The sequence below is a fragment of the Bacillus sp. 2175 genome (assembly GCF_057812155.1).
The window spans coordinates 370,748-390,772 of the sequence record NZ_JBSZSU010000011.1; the positions used below are offsets into that span (position 1 = coordinate 370,748).

At 32.6% G+C, this 20,025-nt stretch carries 18 protein-coding genes and 1 pseudogene; 4 read left to right on the forward strand and 15 right to left on the reverse strand.

Annotation, left to right across the window (positions count from 1 at the left end; genetic code table 11):
* Nucleotides 1-80: 80 nt before the first annotated feature.
* The 5 genes from hepT to ACXKY9_RS32195 all read right to left on the reverse strand — a co-directional run bounded on the left by hepT (nt 81) and on the right by ACXKY9_RS32195 (nt 4,863).
* Nucleotides 81-494, reverse strand: a complete 414-nt coding sequence (gene hepT / locus ACXKY9_RS32175; protein WP_016090256.1) for a type VII toxin-antitoxin system HepT family RNase toxin — start codon at nt 492-494, stop codon at nt 81-83.
* Nucleotides 484-891, reverse strand: a complete 408-nt coding sequence (mntA, locus tag ACXKY9_RS32180) for a type VII toxin-antitoxin system MntA family adenylyltransferase antitoxin (RefSeq protein ID WP_000577229.1) — start codon at nt 889-891, stop codon at nt 484-486. The genes hepT and mntA overlap by 11 nt, the downstream gene beginning before the upstream one ends.
* Nucleotides 892-1,320: 429 nt before the next feature.
* Nucleotides 1,321-2,439 (reverse strand): IS200/IS605 family element RNA-guided endonuclease TnpB, encoded by a 1,119-nt coding sequence (gene tnpB, locus ACXKY9_RS32185; protein ID WP_040120030.1) that lies wholly within the window; start codon nt 2,437-2,439, stop codon nt 1,321-1,323.
* Between the two features lie 216 nt (nt 2,440-2,655).
* Nucleotides 2,656-3,003 (reverse strand): YxeA family protein, encoded by a 348-nt coding sequence (locus ACXKY9_RS32190; protein ID WP_016090254.1) that lies wholly within the window; start codon nt 3,001-3,003, stop codon nt 2,656-2,658.
* Nucleotides 3,004-3,213: 210 nt separating this feature from the next.
* Nucleotides 3,214-4,863: a S8 family peptidase gene (locus tag ACXKY9_RS32195; protein WP_000688781.1), complete on the reverse strand. Its 1,650-nt coding sequence runs from the start codon at nt 4,861-4,863 to the stop codon at nt 3,214-3,216.
* 353 nt (nt 4,864-5,216) lie between these two features.
* On the opposite strand from ACXKY9_RS32195, the gene ACXKY9_RS32200 reads away from it, so the two are divergent.
* A complete protein-coding gene (locus ACXKY9_RS32200; protein WP_016090253.1) occupies nt 5,217-5,684 on the forward strand; it encodes an RsfA family transcriptional regulator in 468 nt (155 codons plus the stop codon).
* A gap of 160 nt (nt 5,685-5,844) precedes the next feature.
* Here ACXKY9_RS32200 and ACXKY9_RS32205 read toward each other — a convergent pair whose 3' ends face one another.
* Together ACXKY9_RS32205 and ACXKY9_RS32210 are read right to left on the reverse strand one after the other, a co-directional pair.
* Nucleotides 5,845-7,542 (reverse strand): helix-turn-helix domain-containing protein, encoded by a 1,698-nt coding sequence (locus tag ACXKY9_RS32205; protein ID WP_016090252.1) that lies wholly within the window; start codon nt 7,540-7,542, stop codon nt 5,845-5,847.
* A 93-nt stretch (nt 7,543-7,635) separates the two neighbouring features.
* The gene (locus ACXKY9_RS32210) at nt 7,636-7,794 is read right to left on the reverse strand and encodes a hypothetical protein (protein ID WP_165370621.1); all 159 of its coding nucleotides are present in this window, start codon (nt 7,792-7,794) and stop codon (nt 7,636-7,638) included.
* Between the two features lie 1,573 nt (nt 7,795-9,367).
* Between ACXKY9_RS32210 and ACXKY9_RS32215 the strand changes: the two genes are divergently transcribed.
* Both ACXKY9_RS32215 and ACXKY9_RS32220 read left to right on the forward strand, forming a co-directional pair.
* Complete coding sequence (locus ACXKY9_RS32215; protein WP_016090251.1) at nt 9,368-11,077, forward strand: hypothetical protein; 1,710 nt, start codon at nt 9,368-9,370, stop codon at nt 11,075-11,077.
* A gap of 1,048 nt (nt 11,078-12,125) precedes the next feature.
* Nucleotides 12,126-12,971: pseudogene (locus ACXKY9_RS32220) on the forward strand (integrase); the annotation flags it as partial.
* Nucleotides 12,972-13,362: 391 nt separating this feature from the next.
* On the opposite strand, the gene ACXKY9_RS32225 reads toward ACXKY9_RS32220, so the two are convergent.
* The 3 genes from ACXKY9_RS32225 to ACXKY9_RS32235 form a co-directional block, all read right to left on the reverse strand.
* Nucleotides 13,363-13,773, reverse strand: coding sequence for a HEPN domain-containing protein (locus ACXKY9_RS32225; protein WP_000798818.1), 411 nt, complete (start codon nt 13,771-13,773; stop codon nt 13,363-13,365).
* Nucleotides 13,760-14,146 (reverse strand): nucleotidyltransferase domain-containing protein, encoded by a 387-nt coding sequence (locus ACXKY9_RS32230; RefSeq protein WP_033679413.1) that lies wholly within the window; start codon nt 14,144-14,146, stop codon nt 13,760-13,762. Before ACXKY9_RS32230 ends, ACXKY9_RS32225 begins: the two co-directional genes overlap by 14 nt.
* Before the next feature lie 325 nt (nt 14,147-14,471).
* On the reverse strand, nt 14,472-14,648 hold the full coding sequence (locus ACXKY9_RS32235; protein WP_000548401.1) for a hypothetical protein: 177 nt from the start codon (nt 14,646-14,648) through the stop codon (nt 14,472-14,474).
* Nucleotides 14,649-14,816: 168 nt separating this feature from the next.
* On the opposite strand from ACXKY9_RS32235, the gene ACXKY9_RS32240 reads away from it, so the two are divergent.
* Nucleotides 14,817-15,263: a hypothetical protein gene (locus tag ACXKY9_RS32240; RefSeq protein ID WP_016090249.1), complete on the forward strand. Its 447-nt coding sequence runs from the start codon at nt 14,817-14,819 to the stop codon at nt 15,261-15,263.
* Nucleotides 15,264-15,515: 252 nt separating this feature from the next.
* Here ACXKY9_RS32240 and ACXKY9_RS32245 read toward each other — a convergent pair whose 3' ends face one another.
* The 5 genes from ACXKY9_RS32245 to ACXKY9_RS32265 all read right to left on the reverse strand — a co-directional run bounded on the left by ACXKY9_RS32245 (nt 15,516) and on the right by ACXKY9_RS32265 (nt 20,002).
* A complete protein-coding gene (locus ACXKY9_RS32245) occupies nt 15,516-16,283 on the reverse strand; it encodes a PH domain-containing protein (protein WP_016090248.1) in 768 nt (255 codons plus the stop codon).
* Between the two features lie 194 nt (nt 16,284-16,477).
* Nucleotides 16,478-16,762 (reverse strand): hypothetical protein, encoded by a 285-nt coding sequence (locus ACXKY9_RS32250; RefSeq protein ID WP_000633815.1) that lies wholly within the window; start codon nt 16,760-16,762, stop codon nt 16,478-16,480.
* 817 nt (nt 16,763-17,579) lie between these two features.
* Nucleotides 17,580-17,867, reverse strand: a complete 288-nt coding sequence (locus ACXKY9_RS32255) for a hypothetical protein (protein WP_002183131.1) — start codon at nt 17,865-17,867, stop codon at nt 17,580-17,582.
* Nucleotides 17,868-18,082: 215 nt separating this feature from the next.
* The gene (locus tag ACXKY9_RS32260) at nt 18,083-19,009 is read right to left on the reverse strand and encodes a hypothetical protein (RefSeq protein ID WP_170868018.1); all 927 of its coding nucleotides are present in this window, start codon (nt 19,007-19,009) and stop codon (nt 18,083-18,085) included.
* A gap of 9 nt (nt 19,010-19,018) precedes the next feature.
* Nucleotides 19,019-20,002: a hypothetical protein gene (locus ACXKY9_RS32265; RefSeq protein ID WP_000228952.1), complete on the reverse strand. Its 984-nt coding sequence runs from the start codon at nt 20,000-20,002 to the stop codon at nt 19,019-19,021.
* Nucleotides 20,003-20,025 lie beyond the last annotated feature (23 nt).

Here is a 20,025-nt window from a genome sequence, read left to right on the forward strand (position 1 = left end):
AATTAAGTAATTGTTTCAATAGCTGGTTTTTTAGTCATAGAATTACTTTATCTCTCAGCTTTATTATTCTGTTCTTTCGCCTAAAATTCCAATATCCCCATTACTTCCTTCGTAAATAGTTTGAAATCAGTTAAATGTTTTTCAATAATTTGACGAACAATATCTAAATTTACACTTTGATAATCATGAACAGCAATATTACGAAATCCAACCATCGCCTTTAACTTATTTGCTAGATCAGCGCTAAGGAATCCTGCTGTAACCAATAAATCAAAGGCCTCTCGACTAGATTGGGGTAGTCCTAATTTTTTCCCAGCAACAATATGCATTGCTAGATCAATACTCGCTTCACAAGCTCTTTGTATATTCAATATTATTGAATCTTGTTTTGTAAAGTCCTCTAAATTTTCAGGGTCATTTCCATACACATCTTGGATTCTTTTTATACAACGCTCTATTGTAGAAATTTTATTTAAAATAACCTCATTCTTCATATATAGAACCTCTTTTCTTTATATCATCAAATACTACCTGTCGTTCTTCATTCAATTTTGAATACATTTTTAAAGTTTTCATTTCAAAAATAACCTTACGTTTTTCATCGGAACAAAATATTGTCTTTCCTGTATGTATAATCTGAGCTTGAAAAACTGTAGAAGCTTCGGATAAATCAACTAAATCAACATCCCTCTGAACAATGTTAGCTAACTCCTGTGCTAATAAAAAACGTTCATAGTTCCCTAATGTTGTGTCACTTACATAAGCTATATCAATATCACTATCTTCTCGTTCTCTGTTCTCAGCCGTTGATCCAAACACAATTATCCAATAGGGATTCACCGTCTCTTGTAATTTTTCTATAATAGCTGTTATCATGCTTTGAAAAATCATTTAATTAATCCCCCTTATTGTACTTGAATTTTATTATATCATAACCAATCATAAATCCTTTAAACGACTATAAATACGTAAACAAAATTAAGCTTTTTTAGTACTTAACTCCTCACAAAATCAGAAGCTTATTTCTGACCTAAAATTATTATAGTTCAGGAGTAGATATATTGTAGCTTTGGATCTTAAATAATTGTTAATAATCCAACACTTTCCTGTTAAATGCCTTTTTTATTTTCTTCCTGCAAAATTAAAAGACTGACAATAACTGTCAGCCTCTTACTTTAACAACTCTAAAGAACTTTCGCCTATTTCACAATATACATTCTAATAGTTTGAGGATATATTGCTCTATTGAACTACCCCCACTTTCACTTCGTTTAGAAGTGAGGGATTCCTAAGTAAAGAGTTCTATCGAACTCTAATTGATTAGGCTAACCCCGCAGTCCTTGCGGTTAGAAGCCTTATCGCTTCATGCTTTAGATTGATACTTGCGTTAATATCCCTATCATGGTGTGTACGACAAGAAGGACAGTCCCATTCACGTAGGTTTAGATTTTTAACGTCTTTATTTTGATATCCACAACAGGAACATAATTGGCTGGAAGCAAATGTTTTCGATACGACAATGACTTGTTTGCCATACCATTTTGCTTTGTATTCTAACATTGATCGAAATTGCAACCAAGATACCTCACTAATTGCTTGTGCTAACTTATGATTTTTTAACATATTCGATACTTGCAAATCCTCTATACCGATAACATCGTGGTTTTTGATGATTTCAGTTGAGATTTTGTCCAAGTAATCTTTTCTAGCATTTGATATGTATTCATGAATTCTAGCTATCTTTACTCGTTGTTTATTCCAGCGAGAAGATCCTTTCATTCTTCTAGAAAGAACACGCTGTGCTTTCGCCAACTTATCTTCTAATGATCGGAAAAACTTCGGATTTTTATAGTGTGTTCCATTTGACAAAATAGCGAAATCTTTTAGTCCTACATCTATTCCAATGTAAGAATGTGTTTTCGGAAGTTCTTGTATTTCTGTTTCAACTAATAGTGACACAAAATATCTACCAGAAGGGTTCCGTCTAACTGTAGCATTTACAATACGTCCCTCTACTTCACGACTTTTGGCAAATCGAACAAGGCCTAGTTTCGGCAACTTTATTTTATTCCCTATAATGGCAATGTTTTCATTTGTTTGTTTTGTGGTATAAGATTGTAAGTTGTTCTTCTTAGATTTAAAGCGCGGTGCGCTATTTTGTTTTTTAAAAAAGCGCGTATAAGCATCCGCAAGGTTGCGAACGGACGACTGAATCGCAATACTATCCACTTCTTTTAGCCAAACAAGCTCTTTCTTCATGGCAGGTAGTTTGGCAGAGCATGTACCATAGGTCAAGCCTTTTCCTGTCTCTTTGTATGCATGATCCCATAAGGATAGGAAATAATTGAATACAAAACGAGAACACCCAATCGTTTTGTTAATTAGAATTGCTTGTGCTTGATTTGGATAGATACGAAACTTATAGGCTTTATTCATCATTATTTGATTCACCTCCATTTCGGTATATGACCATTATACACCAAACGTACATTCGATAGATAGTGGAGTAATACTTTCTATATGTCGAACAATTAAGATGGCTTCCCGCCATCCCTTGTTCAAACCCAATTCATCTCCCACCTACTCACTGGACTGTGACCCTTCACGCTCCTTGAGGAAGGAGTCTTCTTGGCTAAAATGATAAAGAATTATATATTAATCCACCTTTAATTTTTCTTTTACCTTTGTAGGGAGTTCACCTTTTTTCACTTCTTCCCAAGATTTCACACCTTTTTTCTCAGAGTAATATATACGTAAAAACGCTTCTTTACGAAGGTTTTTTAACGCTGTAAACTCCATTTCTTTCTCTTTACCATCCTTATCAAATCCAGGTAATTTATATTCGTAAGTCGTATCCCCATTTACATTTTTCTCTTTTAATTTTTCACCATCCTTGGTAATTTGCACATAATATGTATCTGTACCAAGACGATTTAAATTACACCCGGATAACAACACAGTAAACATCACAAAAAAGCTACACATAAGCACTATTCGTTTCATATTATTCACCTCATATCTTTTCTCACAAAAATTATATCCTAATCTATTGGCTGCCAAAATTCATTTCCATTACGCTAACATTACGTTTTTGTAAGGTAGTAAAAACAGCTTAAAATAAAAAGGATATAAATTCATATTTCTATTGAATTCATATCCTTTGTTCTTATTGAGTAAACTATTTTGCCCCATGCTTAATAGGAGGTATTTCTATTATTCTGGGAAAATAAAGCTAGAGTCCTCTCCACTATTAGCGGTATCTTCTTTCGGGAATGTAATAGTAGATCCTTCATTTCCCTTATTTCCTTTATTTATTTCTTGTTCCTCAGGAAATACAATGGAAGAATCATTACCTAAGTTTGGTGAAAAACCAAGTTTAGATAAAATAGCTTTTAAGTCAGGTAAAACACCAATTTTATCAGAAGTTGGATCATTTGATTTCGTTCCGGTGCTAGAATCACTTAAAATATCCCTAAGTTGACTTGGTGTATATACTCTCCCCTGATTATTTTTTGCTATTCCTTGAATTGATGCTGCAGCACCAGCAATAATAGGTGATGCGCTAGATGTTCCAGCAAAACTAGATGTATATAAATTTGTTATAAATTCACTTGGTTTAGCATCTGTAGTATCTACTGCATTCCCCCATCCATACACATCCACTCTACTACCGTAATTAGAGAAATATGAACGCTTATGAGGAACCCTTGCAGAAGCTGCCCCAACCATAATTGCCCCTGAATCTTTAAAATCAGGACTATTACGATTTAAAACTTGTTTACCATTACGGTCTCTAAATTGATCCAAGTCATTTCCGCCATTTGCACCTGCTTCAATAATAATAATTCCCTTATTTGTTCCCATACGAATTGCATCAAATATGTCTGGTTTTACTTCCACAGGAAAATAGTTCTTATCTCCATATCCATCGTAAGTTGCTTGTGCCTCTAGTAAAAGAATATCTCCAGCTTGCATATTGTTAACCGCACTTAAAATAGCATCAGCTGTATTATAATTTCCGTTATCCCTAATCTGAGATACAACCTTTACCTTAGCTTTCGGTGCGATCCCAATTCCACCTATATTATTATCCTCTGCCGAAACAATTCCTAAGACTGAGGTACCATGATCATGGTGCTCGCTTTTATTCTGTCCAGATATCAGTTCAATCTTTTGATTCACTAAATCCTCATGATTAAATAACCACCCATACTCCATATCTACGAAAGTAGTTCCTTTTCCATCTCCACCTTTTATGCTCCAGGCATAAGGTGCATTAATTCCTAATGGTGCTGGTTCAAGGTAACCTTGTCTTGTAAGTCTAGGCTCATCATATGGATTAACAGATAAGTTTGGCAAACGCTCTGCTGGTGGCGCCTCTTCTTCCTGTAAATACGCCGTTTCAACAAGAGATGATTTTTCAAATTTTGTAAGTAATGCTTGTACATCAATATCATCTTGAGTTTCTACAATATAATAGTTTAGCAAATTAGAAGAAATATGATCGGAATCTTTTATTTCTTTACCTAGATTTTTAATTTCTTTAGGATTTAAAGAATTAAAAAGTCGATTTATAGTTACATTTGGATATTCAGCTAAAATTCTAATTAATTCAGGATCTTGTTTTTCTTCTTTAATGAATTTTTCTATTCCATCCTGATATGGTAAATTCACTTCATTTTTAAATTTTAAAATTAATTGTTTAGTAACTTGCTTATGTACAGTAGAATTCAATTGCTTATTTGAATAATTATAAGTAGCTGCGTAGGCAACTTCTGATTTTTCACTTGGAAGTATACTGCCTACTCCATTAAATGCTGTTAATGCAATTGAAGAAACTAAAATTCCCTTAAAAATTTTCAAAACATGCACCTCTTCTTATTAGTATATAGTTATAAAAAAATGTATATTACCTAATTTCTTTTTATACAAACGTTTTATATGTAGAACTATATTTTCAACTCCATTCATTCTTTAATATTTGTTTATACATCATTAATACAACCAATTCATACCAACAACTTTATTAATTCAGTCGCATTACTGTAACCAGTATAGTTACACCTCGTGAAATAGTCAACCTTAAATGCAATTTTGCATTTAAAATCATACATACTTCTACCAACTTACTCCCAATTATTTCAAGAGAAGTTGAACTTCTATCATTTTGAGTAATTGCATATATATAATATAAAACATATAAGGGGGGTTAAAACGTGGTAATCTCAAGACAAGATTCCTGGACTGATGATAACGATTTACTTCTCGCATCAACAGTACTTCAGAATATTCGTAACGGTGGAACACAGTTAGCTGCATTCAAAGAAGTAGCAAAACTACTAGCTAGAACACCCGCAGCTTGTGGATTTCGTTGGAATTCATATGTGAGAAAACAATACCAAGAAGAAATACAACTAGCAAAACAAGACCGAAAAATGGGAAACAACATTCCCCTCTCCCCATCAGAAAAAGAAAAAAACTCTTTGTCTATTACATTAGATGATATTATTCTCTTTCTACAAAATTATAAAGATGTGAATGAATTGACAAAATTACAAAATCAAATTGAAGATTTAAAAACAGAGAATCAATCTCTTCTACAACGTATCAATATGTATGAAGAAGAATATCGTATGTTACTGAACCATATCGATAAGACAAGAAATTTAATTGCAGTGGATTAAACAGCATAACTATAATGACTTTCCAGTAGGATCTTCGCCCGCCAAAACCACCATCAATAAAGAAAATTCAGACTATTATTGGTAATAATAAGTAAAATACACATACATAATGTATGTGTATTTTACTTTGACTATTATTAAAAGAAATATTTAGTCTATGTTACATCTTTTCTAATATTTCTTGCCTTTCACACCATTTTGTTAGCTTTTCTAATGCTTTTTTAGATAAACGTTTTGTTTTATAATTACAAAACCTAGATAATGTAGACGGAGAAATACTCATTTCATCTGCTATTTCACGAATGCTTACCTTTTTTTCATTGTGTACTTTCAGTATTTTGTCACGGATCTTTTTCTCTATTTGTTCGACTGATTCTACAGTCTTCTTTATTTCTTTAACAACTGTTACTTCCGGTAACTGCTCTTGTGGTTCCTCTATACTCTTCTTTCCTATTACCCTATCCATTGACTGTAACATTTCTTCAGGTGGCAAAATCGTTATTCCTAAGTTAGTGTAATAATTTTTAAACCAATTACGTTTCCCAATTTGTTGTTCATCCAGTGGATCACTATACTCCCAATGAGAGATTACTTTTTCATTTTCTAAATCCATTAGAACGTTTTCTAACTGTTCTCTAATACGATTAGGCTTCCAATCTTTCGGGATATCCATTACTGCTAGCAGGCCTTTGTCCCCACCTATAGAATATGGCTTTTTCAATGATGAATACATTTGTCTAATTCTCCATTGCCATGTTAAGTATCGTATTAACCTTTTATGATATTTGTGTCTATAACTATTGTATTCAAGTGCTTTTTTAGACAATAATGCTGTTGTATTATTTGATCCGTATAAATAATTGGTTAAAAAGCTGCCTGGCTTAATACGACAAGATTCAATACCCATATATTCATTTGTAACACTATGTCTCCACAATACAACCGAATCTAATACAAATAATCGTTTAACAACCTCACGCTTTAATTCTAGTCGTTCCCCTTCATCTTCACGGTCATTTAATACTACGACTTCATTCTCATCATTTAAATAGATAAAAATACTTGCTAAAGCTGCAATTCTTTTTGCTATTTTAATTTTATCTTCCGCTCTATAGTATTCCTTATTTTTGACTACTGTTTTTGGAATGTTGCACATCTCTAAAACTTGCTCATAAGAAAAATCAATGAATTCGTCTGGAGATTTTGCTTCGTTTATCCATTGTATTGTAATTGCATCTAAACAATCTGCCGTTAAATCATCCATATTACTCATTACATCATCAACAAGAGTATTCCATCGAGCTGCTTCTTCTATATTAGTAAGTCTTAAATCTTCATCTTTGTGTGAAGAAAGCTGGGCTACACCATTAGAAGATTTTGTTTCAATAGGATATTGTAAAACCTTACTCAGTTCATCTTCTTCAAATTGATTTTTTGCAATCCCATCTCTTAGCTTATAATAAACAGCAGAGTTATTTACCTCATAATAATCCTCATGGTTTACTATACTTGTCTCTTCTATATTTTGATCATTTTCTACTATTATGGAACTTGAAGAAGCTATATTTTGGAATTCTTTGTCTATAAATCCTTCAATTTCTTTATATATTTCTTCCTTATAGGAATCAATTTTGGCATAAATTTGTACTAATGTAGTACCGGATTCTTGTTTTTTCTCTAGCCAAGACACTAATGCAGTAAATGATGGGGAAGCATGAGGTGATGTGAGTACTTTATTATTATTGTTTTCAACATCTTTAAAATATGCATTCCACTTATTCCATACTAGCTCGTTAGTTTTATAAATTGGCTCAGAGATTAACAATGCATCTCGAAACATTTGTAATAAGTTATCCACTTTCTTTTCCTCCCTAAACCATGGATCACAATTAAATAATTCTCAGTATAAAAATCTTAACTACTATTATATTTAATTTATTGTAACAGATATTTACAAATTTTTGTTTCTTTCTTCTCTATTCTGCTTTTCTTGCATTCCTTTTGCAACTTTCTTTTCTGAACTTGCAACATGCTGCTCTTTCTTTTCCCTATTTCTTCTTCCTACATTTCTTTTGCGCCTTGCTTTCCTTAACTCCTCAACTTGCAACATACTGCTCTTTCTTTTCCCTATTTCTTCTTCCTACATTTCTTTTGCGCTTTGCTTTCCTTAACTCTTCAACTTGCAACAGGTTGCTCCTTCTCTTCCTTATTTCTACCTACTTGCATTTCTTTTGCGCTTTGCTTTCCTTAACTCTTCAACTTGCAACAGGTTGCTCTTCCTCTTACCTATTTCTTCTTACTTACATTCCTTTTGCGCTTTGTTTGCCTTAACTCTTTAACTTGCAACAGGTTGTTCTTCCTCTTACCTATTTTCCTTTACTGACATCCTTTTTGCGCTTTGCTTTCCTTAACTCTTTAACTTGCAACATGCTGCTCTTTCTTTTCCCTATTTCTTCTTCTTACATTTCTTTTGCGCCTTGCTTTCCTTAACTCTTCAACTTGCAACAGGTTGTTCTTCCTCTTACCTATTTTCCTTTACTGACATCCTTTTTGCGCTTTGCTTTCCTTAACTCTTTAACTTGCAACATGCTGCTCTTTCTTTTCCCTATTTCTTCTTCTTACATTTCTTTTGCGCCTTGCTTTCCTTAACTCTTCAACTTGCAACAGGTTGTTCTTCCTCTTACCTATTTTCCTTTACTGACATCCTTTTTGCGCTTTGCTTTCCTTAACTCTTTAACTTGCAACATGCTGCTCTTTCTTTTCCCTATTTCTTCTTCTTACATTTCTTTTGCGCCTTGCTTTCCTTAACTCTTCAACTTGCAACAGGTTGCTTTTTTTCTTACCTCTTTCTCCTTACTTACATTCTTTTTGCGCTTTGTTTGCCTTATATTTCTCAACTTGCAACACGTTTGCTCTTTCTCTTACCTATTTCTAATCAACTTGCAACACGTTTGCGGTATTCTTTCCCTATCTCTTTCAACTTGCAACAGTATAATTTATTTCTCAACTAAGTAATTCTAAAAAAAATCATGTCATTTTAAAGTTTTCAAGCTATTTTTCTCATATTTTTTATAAGTTACATACATAATATGCAACATGTTTGCGGTATCCTTTCCCTAACTTTTCTATCATCTTCACCATAAACCTTTATATACCAAGGGTTTAGGTGCTTTTCCATTTACTTTTATACATATCATCCAACTTGCAACACGTTTGCGGTATGCATGCCCTTATTTTTCTCACAAGATGCAACAGTGTTTGCGGTATCCTTTCCCTACTTTCATTCTATAAATGTCAACAAGTCCTTTTATATCAAGGGTAATTATTACAATTCATTTTTAATCATTACGTTCACTAACTTGCAACATGTTTGCGGTATCCTTTCCCTAACTCCCCTACCATTTTCACTATAATCCTTTATATACCAAGGGTTTAGGTGCTTTTTCACTTACTTTTATACATATCACACAACTTGCAACACGTTTGCGGTATCCTTAACACAAAAAAAAATCATGAAATTCTCTTATCCCTTGATACAACTAGCTTCATAAGCTGTTGCAAGTTGCTAATTTTCTTCTTAAAGGAGCACCTTTCATCATTTTTCGATTTGCTATAATCAAAATTGGTATATTTTATAGTATTTTGACATATATTTCTGAATTTGTAGAACGGAGGTGAAAAAGATGGGAAAATCATTTGTGATACGTAATCAACGTAGCTTAAATGGGAAAACAACAAACGCAGTTTTAGTAACACTCAAATCTTGGCAAAAGTTTGTGGAAACATTTGAGGAGAAATACTACAGCTATAAAGATACATATTTAGAAGATATTTTGCAGCACATGACATACGAAGAGCGTATTGCGGATGTAGAAGGTTTTGTTGAAAAAGCCAAACCATCTTTTTCACGTCGGGCAATGTCTACACTTGCAGAAAAAGCAGGACGAAAACATAAATTATACGGTATTACGAATGCTGATCTTGAAGTGTTCTTGTACTTACATAAAAAATGCTATACAAACGGCGTCATTCCAAATGTAACCATACATATGATGTGGGAAGATTACAAGCAATATAAAGAAGAATTTGCTTATATCCAACACTCTCAATTCTATATCGCATTAAAGAAATTAAACTTACATAACATTATCTCCATCGAAAATGGAGTAGATGGCCGTTATACAATCAAACTCACTCATTTTATGAATGAGGAAACAGAAAAAGCAAATCCGTACGTATATATTAGTCCTGTTGTATTTACAAAGGATTTCTTTAAGCTATCTGTAGCAGCTAAGAAACTATTCTTAGACATCGCAATGCAACAACATACGGAAACAACATTAAAGCGTTCTTTAGACAAGCAGGACGAAAGAGGAAACAAAACTCACTTCGGTGGGATGTATCGTTTCTTACATAAAAAATATCCGCATCAGATCCGTGCGGTTATCGAGGAATTAACAACTGCATTACCATGTACGGGGAATCCCCTATTCAAAATTTGCAAAATGCAAAAAGGTGTAAAGCATACAAAACGATATACAACATTATATCTGTCTATACATTCAGACTTCTTATGTTCGAAAGAAGCTGGAGAAGAACAACATAGGGATCCATTTACACCAAAAGCTACCTATGCTCGAAAAGCGAAATTTATCGAAGCAGTCCTACAAGAGATGAATATCGGTGAACTTTCTGCAGACATGAATAAATTCATTCATGTATTAAAGCATACTTGTCATCGTCAAATTCGCAGTGTAATTCACGGACTACGTGACATGGTTGATCGAAAAGAAGGATATCCAACGAAAATTGTATATACATTGAAGAAACTATTGCATCAAACATCTCAATATCAAATTCTCGATACAGCAGCTAAAGAAGGTATCTACCCTCTTATTGCGCAGCATATACCAAAAGAGAGAAATAGCGAACGTGAGCAAGCTATCTTTAATTTCGGCCTACATTATTCTATGTACTCTCTTCGTAACATTAAAAAGATGTTTAAAAATGTGCATGCATTATTGAAGCAGAAGTTTGCGGTACCAGTAACAGAAGAATCTTATCACCGTAATTATATAAAATACCAGGAAGAAACGTTATTTAGAAAATATGCATATGATCAGGGAGTGAATCTCCATGCATATATCGCTTTAGAAATTGAAATGCGTGAAAAACTAAAAGTTCGTGGTCATAAAGAACGCACAATTCCAAGTGATGTACGTGAATGGTTTATTGAAACAATTGATAAACTACCACAAGAACAACTGCGTGTGATTGAGCTACCAAAACAGTTTAATTTACTAGAGTTTATGCGTACCTTCGAACGCTTAGTACGTGCTGGTGTAACAATAACAGCTCCAGATCAGGTGCTACACGCAATGGAAATAAAATAATAGTAACGAGCTCTCTATTTTTGAAAAAATCGAAATTAGAGGGCTATTCGTAGTTGTTTCATTCATACTCTTTTTCTACTACTCTATTTATAAATACAAAATCAGAAGGACTTCATGTAAAATGAAGTCTTTTTTTATGCACTTCTATACAAATTCTCTTCTAGCACTATATAACTCTCCACATAGTGCCAGGGAGTATTCTTCTAATGTAATAAAACATACCTCATAATACCTACAAAAAATCAAAAATAAAATTATAAAAACAGTGGATATGAGGACAAATATACTCGAATGTGAATAGTATTTTTCTGACATCATTGTAACTACTAGTGTTGTTGTATATATCTAATAAAAATCATCAATAATAATGTGAGTTATGTGTAAATACTGAGTAATGTTAACAAATAACTACATTTTCTGAACAAAATGTGGATAATTGAACGTTAAATACTGCTTATTTACCAAAATAAAGTAAATGAAGCTTATTTCCATAGTTGAATAAATATAAAGTAATTTGTATCAATTTCTTTCCGATTTCATGTAGAAACATATGATTTTCTTTTTGCTTTTTTGTAGAATTGAAAGTCTTATAATTATTGAATCTACGGATACATTTTTTACTATTTATGATTTTTTACGTGCTAACATCAAATTTTCCCTTGTGGGAGTAGAGTTTCCCCCTATTTTTGATAACCTATAATAGTTTTATCTTTATTTCTTTTTAATATATAAGATATATATTTATAATAGATTTTACAATTACTAATATGATTATTAATAAGATGTCAGACCTAATTGAAAATATTTGTAAAAACCGTTATAATAATGGTAATTAAACATATCATTACTCCCATGTAAAAGGACAAATCTATGAATCCTTATTAGGACTAGATTTGTCTTTTTGTCATTGAAAATAAAAAACAACATATAAAAAAGGAAAAGGGTTGTTTGTCCGTTTTCCTTTTTTATATGCCAGCAACCGAGCGCAGCAAAGGGCGGTAGCAGGTCTTTCACTTATTTTTTGTTATAATATATGATAAGAATTTAGGTGATTATAAAGAACAAGGGTATTAGTATAGAAGTAGCATTAGAATCGTTTTCTGTTTATTTAGCAGAAAATGGACGTAAACAATCTAGGATTGAACGTTATAATTACGATATTACTGGTTTTTATAAGTGACTAAGAGCAAATGAGAAGCTCCTAGATATCAAATCATGAAGTGAACTACCTAAAGAAAATTATTAGGAGTATTTCTATGCGCTAGAAAACAAGGCACAGAATATGGCCGTTCTTAAATAAATTGAACATGTCTTTAGCGATAGATACTTCAGTAGATGATTTTCACCCCTCATAAATTCCTGATCAATCACTAAGTGATAAGGATTTTATTACCGAAGCAGAAGAAAAACTATTAAAACAAACTACCCTTTCAACAAAAGGATTAACAGAAAGACACGTTGAATATCGCCCTCTTATTATGGATAGAAACGCTTCTATAATAAATTTAGTAGTAAACTATGGGTTGTCCTTACAAGGGCTTGTATCGCTTAATATGAGCCATATACAGCTTGCTCTTTAATTGTTCCAGGAGAAAATGGTGTAACTAGGTCTGTTTCCTTAACCAAGGAAGATACAAAGCATCTTTACAAATACTATATAACTATTCCTGAACATGTAAGGCTTAGACGGTATACAGATAATCCTTTGTTTATAGCATTTAATTTTAATCAGGGAACATATCGTTGAGTTTACGAAAAAGATGCGCCAAAGGCTTTGTCTGAGGTTGCAATACAAAAGATGATACGACTTGAATTAAAACGTGAAGGGTTGAATAGACATATCTTGGCGCAGCAAATGCGAAATACATTCATTGTTTGTCTTATTAGGCAAGGCTCTTAATTACTGTTATCACGAGAGGTTTAGAAGTGTATAAACAAGCGATTAGCTGCTTATATATCTGTATTAGCCTAGATATTTTGTAATGTCAGTGAGATATCAGCAATCATAGAAGTGTTTCTACTCCAACCTAGGAAGCCAAGATATCAATAGGTTTTGTACGGTTCTCTAGCAGAATCTCAGCAATTGTATTACATAATAGTGACAACGGACTATCTTTTCCCCACTTTAACCTACAAAACAACAATCTCGAGATAAATTGACTTTTTTCATTTCCTCTTTAATTTCTCTATAAGTATTCATCATTATAAAACTTGCCCCTTCTTTTTTACATAGAAAAAGAGAGTCCCTTGCTATAGGAACCCTCTCTTATGCATATCCTCTATTTTTAATCAATCACAATTTCATGTATATTTAGCTTGTTTAATTTTTCATTATAGAAACTCATTACTTTTTGAGCATGTTGAGCCATTAATCCATCTTGGACAGTAAGTGCTTCAAAATACGGATAACGAATGTTTGTAACATAACCATTCAGCTGCACGTATTGTTCTAAAATCAATGAGAACTCCTCATCTAATTTACGACAAAATTTGTGCAGCATTAAAAGGTTATGAGTTTTAGGGGCTGTTCTAATGTTTAGTGTAAGAAATCCTTTTAGAGGTTTCCCAACACATTGTTGACTATGGTAACAAATAACTGAGGCAGGGAAAGGTTTCATGTGAGTTAAGTACCTAGCAGAATCTAAATTAGATTTTGCAATGAATAGCAACTCTTCTAGATCCTCAGTATTTTTCATATAAAACTTGCCCCCCTAGTGCAATTTTGTATTCCATGGTTACATTACGGTTAGCACGTTCTTGAAACTCTTCAGGTCCATATACTAAAATATCAACTGGTGTTTCCATCACATCGTAAATACCCCAATTGATAAGATTAATCACTTCTCTTTTTCTTGTTCCTACACCATCCACAATAATACAAAGATCAAAATCACGATCTTTATTTGGTGTACCATAAGCATGAGAGCCAAAAAGGATAATTTTTTGGACAGAAGACACGGTCTCACAAATTTTTTGTACTAATAGGTTTAGCTCTCTTTGTACTTCCTCGTTAATCCAAATCACCCCTTGGAAAATAGAATTATATTGACGTTTAAGTATATTATATATGCGCTTCTCTTCTCCTTACTATTACATATTTATTTTCATATTGTGCCCTTATTTCCCAACGTCCTTCAATGCTTAATAACATTTGTAAACCTTCTTGAAGTCTTGTTAGAACCCATCATCACAGATACCTTATTCCTTAACTTGATGAAGGACGAAAGTCCAAAGGTAAGTGAAAGTTAAATTAGGGGTTACTTGTAATAGAATGCTTTGTTCCTCTGTAGTTGTATATGAAGCAATGTTCTGTATGTAAATACATCTAAAGATTACCTTTCCAGTGGTCTTTAGATGTACTCCGCAATTTAAGTTTTTTAGAAAGCCTTTGTTTTTAATAATGATATCTTGGAGGTAGTGGCTGTGGATTGAGTTCTACAAAAGTACCAGGAGGTAGTGGTTGCGGGTTGAGCTGTACAAAAGTATTCCATGACCCATATGGAATATACTGCATAGGATTTGGTGTAAATGATGTATATACCTGTAGATGACAACACGGAACTATATGCATTAATATTTCATCTCCTTCAAAATAATAATTCGTTCATGACAACTTATGTATTTTAGATTTAAGTAAAGTAGTAATACTACCTAATTTTTAAAAATAGTTAAATCCAATTTACTAGGACAAAAATACATTCATACAATGAATATATTTTTGGATGAGAGGGGATATTTTATGGGATTTGAACCAAAAGACACAGTCTTAAAAATTGCTGAATTGGATAATATCCGCTTAACTAAAATATACTTTGCCCCAGGCTGGATTGTATTCAACAGTAGTACTGGGGATAAAAGCGATGTTTTTATGTCTATATCTAACGTTACTGGTACAGTTATGCTAAATTCTGATAAGAGTAGTCAAGTTAGTTTTTCATACATCCTAAATAACAACAGGACCCTCTTGGGGGAAGTAGTGTGGAATCCGGTTTTTAAGATTCTTTATTTAACCAAAGATGGAGGGTTCCTTACTGAATGGCGGGATATTGTATCACCTGATTCTAGGTTAAAGAACTATACTGTCACGCACACGTGGACTATTCCACGCAATATTTATGATAACTTTGGGAAAATTCGTACTTTTCTTAGTACCTCCTCAGCACCTTGGTATCCTTGTCCTAGGTAACAAAAATTATTAGTCAGATTATAAGAAATAGGATGTCTCAATTTTAAATTATTGGCTTTTATCGCTAAAAATTTAATAAACTGTCATCTAAAAAGAAACTCTAGGTTAGTCAATAATTCGTATAGGGTGCAGTTTCTATTTCATTTACAATATTTATTATACATGCTTCTCTGCAGTGTAATAAAAAAGACATTGAACAAATACGTTTAATGTCTTTTTCCCTCTAATATACTTGCCTTGTTTATCTTGTATTTATATACCAAGTAACTGCTTCTTTTTGGCGTTAAACTCATCTTCTGTAATAACCCCTATATCGCATAGCTCTTTGAATTTCTTTAATTCGTCTGCTGTTGATATTGGAGCAGATACTGCTTGTGGTTGAGCTTCAGTAGGTTTGCTTTTTAAAGCATCTAGAACTTGATGGATATGATTATTAATGGATTTTGCTGAATCTTTATCTAACGCAACTTTGATCTTTTCTTGCGGAGTATCAATTGTTAGAAAGCCTAACCACATCCCTATTTCAAAAGATATATCATTTATCTTTTCATGATCTACTGCTTTGAATTTTTCCCCAGTCATTGTTTTTTGTCCGAACATAATGCGTTTATTACTTATGGCGTAGGCATAATAACCATCATGCTTTGTTGTAGATTGATAATCGTGCATTCCGATATAAGTCATATGTATTTTTTCGCCATTCATCAAGTTATCTTCTAATACCTTGAAGTGTTTTACACCCCACTTTTCATTAAAGCCAGAACCGAATGTATTATCTATACAGAATTGATACATTCCTTCAGCGCATGACAATGGATCCTCAGCAAGTTTTGCTACCTTTGCATCGATTGTAGCTTTCAATTCTTCGATAGTGTCCGTACTTACACTTACAACACCCAAGCCACCTGCTTTATGAAAGCAATCTGGGCATAGCCATGCGTCAGATTTTAGTATTTTATAACGATTTAAACCAACCTTTATATCACAAACACCACATACTGCCTTTTTAAAAAAAACCATAATTTTCCCTCCAGTTATATATATTGAATAGTAGCAAACAAACCTAACATTCTACGTAATATTACAATTTATAAATATAAGTATAACACACCTAAAACACTATAGGATGCCAAACAAAGCCTTAACCATTTGTTTCTCTATAGTTTAAAAGGAAAAAAGACATTGAAACCAACTGTTCAATGTCTTTTTTCTTTTTAAATGTTTGTATACTCAAAGTATAATTTTTCTGGTTTTCCATACATGTTAATTTCATTTTGATATACGACAGCTAATGGCTGAGACATCTCAATGCTTTCCACATAGGATAATGAAGCAGTTGCTTCTATTTTTTCTTTAATCTCATTAGGAATGGATGAGTAAGATAAGTTATTCATTTTACTTCCTAGTTTAGTATCTGTAGCAGCTTCATAATAAATTTCGGTAATTAAGACTTCATTATCATCTGGATCATACATGTATCCTCGATTAACTGTAATCATATTATATAACTCCTCTCAAGTTTCATATTCTAATTCCTTGTGCTTTTAGCATTGCAACAAGTACTTTACATATTTAGATTCCCTTGTTCTTCTCTTTCGAATGTCAGTATGAATTGATTCTTATTACCTTACCTAATAGTTAAATTTTGGGATTTACAATAATATAAAGGTTTGATTTTATAGATAGTAAGTTCATAACATTTAACGTGTTAATTAATTTTTCTTTTGAAAGTTTTAAATGATTTCCCCTATTGATAATGTTGGCTTATCTAAAGTAATTGCATGTTCATATTTCATCATAAATATCCTCTTTTCTAAATAAAAAGCACGAAATATGTGCGTTTTATCCATATTTTTTTATGCTATACTCTGTAAAAATTCATATAATCTCTCCCCTAAATTAAACAAAAAGCACAAAATTTGTACTTTCTCATTTAGCATACTTTTAGTCCTAAAGGTTTATGTATAAGTGATTCCTAACTTGAAGACAACACAAAAAGGACTTCTTCAAGTCGATTAAAATGTGCATAGCAAAATAAGCTATATATACACTAATCGGCTCAAAGAAGCCCTTTCATAATTGAAACAAAAATATAACTTGTTTCTAAAACTCAACCACAACACATAGGGCGTGGGAATAGACGGAATCAATTAAACAATAAATATAGATTTATATTAAACCATTTTTATATTATATTCAATTGTTTTCAATAGAACAGAGATAAGAAGGAAGTTTATATGCAGATCCCACATGTATTGTATAATAATGCCCCTGATTCCCCTGCTATAAATCCCCTCTTATATTCAGGCCCTGGTGTTACTTCATGTACTGTATTTCAAAATATAGTTTTTCGGGCTTTTGATTTTGAACTAAATAACAAAGTATTTCCTTAATATTTTTTTCTTCTACTTCAACATTTTCCATATAGGTCATACTTTCGTTTTCCTGGACCTTTTCAAAAATAGCAATAGGTACTTTAACTGGATCAAATATCCCCATTTTACTGCCTAACTTTTTTTCTGATGTACCATCATAGAAAATTTCATTTACTATTACCTCATTATTATCAGGATCGTACATGTACCCTCTTTGTATACGTAGCAATATAGTACTCCTTTCTTGTATATTCCTCCAATGAAATAACTATATTTGTATATAATGTTATTTTATTAACAGGTGTCAAAGAATATTATTTCGCAAAATCCTTGCTTTGTATAGAGGTAGATACAGGATTATTAATTTTGTTAAGTTTTTTTGAATATTTCAAGCTAATTATAAAATAAACAAGCCACCCTTGAAGCGAAAGCTTGTAAGGTGGATTAGTTTTCTTTAAATAGCTTTGTATCTAATTGTTTAATCTCCCCTTCTGCAAGAGGTTGATAAAAAGCGTGTTGTAATCCTTGAAAATGTAAAGATTCCCCTATGCATAACAATACTTTACCAGGAATTAAATCAAGTAATAGTTCATTATTAATTTTCTTTGCTTGTTTTTTAGTAGAAACATAAATAACTAAGATTGTAGGGTTATTCCCTAAGTCCTGCATAATAACATCTTTTCCTGACTCTACAAAAGTCTGCCATCTAGCAATTATTCGTTTTAATCGATCCTTTTGATCAGATAATAAGGTGGAGTATACAACAAAGTTAAATTTACGTTCTTTTCCTCCATTTACTATAAAACTTAAAGAAGGGGTAAAAACCCCTTTACTAATAGATGGATGCATAATATGACCTAAAAATGAAGGAGCGTAGCGTAAATGACAAAGTAGGTCTATGTCATGCCAATAACGTAGGTGAACATATTTACCATGATTGTCAAGACGCTCTGGTGCAAAGAAGAACATATTCCCTTGCCAGTATTTTAGTAGTTTAAATCCATTATTGGATAAGGTATATGTTTCTTCAAAGATTTCCATATCAAAAATTTCTACTTGCCATTTTTCTATAAATTGATAGTAAAGTAATCCTTGAAGTGCATTATTAATTTTCTTCCGTGAAAATTTATTCTTGAATAGATATAATAAATGATTAAACCGAACAGATGTATGAACACCAATGAAATTGAGTATAGCATATTGTTCCTCTGTTAAAAGCTGCTTAAACTTAACTAATTCGTCATAAGAGTGGAATACATAGGTTTTATCCAAGTCATGTATCCGATATATTTGAAGTCCTTGTACATCCTCACTTGATAAATGAGGAATAGAAGGAATATAAGTAGACATTTGTTTCTTTATTGTACGCATAATCATCTATTAAAATTGGTAAATTGACGAATTAGATTTTTTACTTTGGCCTTGCGGATAATTTAGAATACGTACAGTTCCTCTTCTATTTTTAGCATCAATATTAAGCAGCTCACATGTAACAATTGTTTGGTTTATTGCGTCATCCACGGTTGGATTTGCCAGATTACGACCCTTTAACCCTTTAAATTGAATACCTGGTGCAACTTCTACGAAAATCCCAGCAATAGCATCTACACCTACAATTTTACCTACAAAGCGGTCACGTCGTTTGTTTAATTCTAATAGTTTTTCCATTGGATCCGTTTCAAGTTTCTTTTTATTTCCTCTAAACTCATAGCGCCCATCCTTTTCCACTACTTTATCGATGATAAGCTCTACAACATCGCCAATAATAATATCCGCCGAACGAACGAATGAATGAGACCATTGCGAGTATCTTACTCCTACTGTTACACCATGAACTTCAACCAGAATAGTTTGTGCAGATGGAATATGTCCAGAAACTGTTCCTGTGTATACTTTATTCCCCTCTTGCTCTACTATTTCTTCATATAATTTTCTTTGCAGTGCAAGTTCTCCTGCAGTGATAGATACAACAGCAAAGTTCCCTTCCTCAGTTCTTTGGAAATGCTCAATAATAACGGGTTTTGTTTTACCTATCAGCCATTGAGGATTTTTAGGAATATTTATACCTGCCTCTGTAAGTGGACAATATGCTGTCGTATGAGTACCAATTTGCATTGTGAGCACTTGTATCCGCTCAGATGTCCCGTTTTTAGTTGGGAATAATTTTTCAGATACTATTGTAATTAAGCCTTTCCCTACAGTACGTTCACGTTTCATACGAGCTAATTCTTCTAATTCATGTTCACGTATTCTTTCAAATTGATTGAAAGTTGATTCTATAAAGATGTCCTCTAGCGTGTTATCCGGTTCAAATGCCATCCCTAGTTCTTTTGTAATATGAGTATTTACCTTATCTTCAACCATTATATTTTCCTCCTTGAACGTAA

Coding starts and splice junctions, on each gene's coding strand:
- hepT (WP_016090256.1), bottom strand. CDS start 494: ATGAAGAATGAGGTTATTTTAAATAAAATTTCTACAATAGAGCGTTGT.
- mntA (WP_000577229.1), bottom strand. CDS start 891: ATGATTTTTCAAAGCATGATAACAGCTATTATAGAAAAATTACAAGAG.
- tnpB (WP_040120030.1), bottom strand. CDS start 2,439: ATGATGAATAAAGCCTATAAGTTTCGTATCTATCCAAATCAAGCACAA.
- ACXKY9_RS32190 (WP_016090254.1), bottom strand. CDS start 3,003: ATGAAACGAATAGTGCTTATGTGTAGCTTTTTTGTGATGTTTACTGTG.
- ACXKY9_RS32210 (WP_165370621.1), bottom strand. CDS start 7,794: ATGTTGCAAGTTGAGGAGTTAAGGAAAGCAAGGCGCAAAAGAAATGTA.
- ACXKY9_RS32215 (WP_016090251.1), top strand. CDS start 9,368: ATGGGAAAATCATTTGTGATACGTAATCAACGTAGCTTAAATGGGAAA.
- ACXKY9_RS32225 (WP_000798818.1), bottom strand. CDS start 13,773: ATGAAAAATACTGAGGATCTAGAAGAGTTGCTATTCATTGCAAAATCT.
- ACXKY9_RS32235 (WP_000548401.1), bottom strand. CDS start 14,648: ATGCATATAGTTCCGTGTTGTCATCTACAGGTATATACATCATTTACA.
- ACXKY9_RS32240 (WP_016090249.1), top strand. CDS start 14,817: ATGGGATTTGAACCAAAAGACACAGTCTTAAAAATTGCTGAATTGGAT.
- ACXKY9_RS32245 (WP_016090248.1), bottom strand. CDS start 16,283: ATGGTTTTTTTTAAAAAGGCAGTATGTGGTGTTTGTGATATAAAGGTT.
- ACXKY9_RS32250 (WP_000633815.1), bottom strand. CDS start 16,762: ATGATTACAGTTAATCGAGGATACATGTATGATCCAGATGATAATGAA.
- ACXKY9_RS32260 (WP_170868018.1), bottom strand. CDS start 19,009: ATGCGTACAATAAAGAAACAAATGTCTACTTATATTCCTTCTATTCCT.
- ACXKY9_RS32265 (WP_000228952.1), bottom strand. CDS start 20,002: ATGGTTGAAGATAAGGTAAATACTCATATTACAAAAGAACTAGGGATG.